This is a genomic window from Burkholderia sp. Se-20378 (genome assembly GCF_017104665.1).
GTDB classification, from domain to species: domain Bacteria; phylum Pseudomonadota; class Gammaproteobacteria; order Burkholderiales; family Burkholderiaceae; genus Burkholderia; species Burkholderia lata.
This window is the reverse complement of the sequence record NZ_JAAGPG010001158.1, coordinates 1-781: the sequence shown is the minus strand read 5'-3', so window position 1 is coordinate 781 and position 781 is coordinate 1. Positions and strand designations below refer to the sequence as shown.

At 72.5% G+C, this 781-nt stretch carries 1 protein-coding gene; it reads left to right on the top strand.

Annotated features, from left to right (window positions below; genetic code table 11):
- The coding region (locus tag G3N93_RS40725) for an ABC transporter substrate-binding protein (protein WP_241026928.1) at nucleotides 1-781 on the top strand (781 nt) is incomplete at both ends.

The window sequence follows — 781 nt, the reverse complement described above, 5'->3', positions numbered from 1 at the left end:
GCCGCCGCCGTGTTCTTCCGGTTTCCCCACTCCTTTTCCCTCCCCGCCCCTCTGCCGGTCTCCTGTCGGGCGTCACGCTCGTGCTCGGCGACCAGGCCGGCGGCCTGCGCGCGCTCGCGGAAGCCGCGCACGTGCTCGACGGTACGCGTTACCGGTTCCGCTGGGCCAACTTCCAGGGTGCCGCGCCGCTGTTCGAGGCGCAGCGCGCGGGTGCGATCGATCTTGCTCCTGCGGGCGACCTGCCGGTGCTGACGGCCGCGCTCGGCGACCCGTCGTTGCGGATCGTCGCGACGCGCGTCGGCTCGCCGGCGTCGCTCGGCATCGTCGTGCAGCCCGATTCGCCGGTCCGCACCGTCGCCGACCTGAAAGGGCAAACCGTCGTCGTGTCGTCCGCGCGCGGCAGCATCTCGCAGTACCAGCTGTATGGCGCGCTGCGCGAACACGGCCTCGCGCCGCGTGACGTCGACGTGCGCTTCGTGTTGCCCGTCGATGCGTTCGCCGCGTTCGAGGCGAAGCGGATCGGCATCTGGGCGACGTTCGACCCGTACTACGGGCATGCGGTACGGCGCGGCGCGCGCATCGTCCGCGACGGCAGCGGCATCAATTCCGGGCTGGCGTTCCTCACGTCGCCGGTCGAAACGCTCGACGATCGCGCGAAGCGCGCAGCGCTCGCGGACGTGCTGGCGCGGCTTGCCCGCGCGGGCCAATGGGCGCTTGCGCATCCGGCCGACTACGCGAGCGTCTACGCGTCGCTCACGCGCCTGCCGCCCGACGCGGCCAA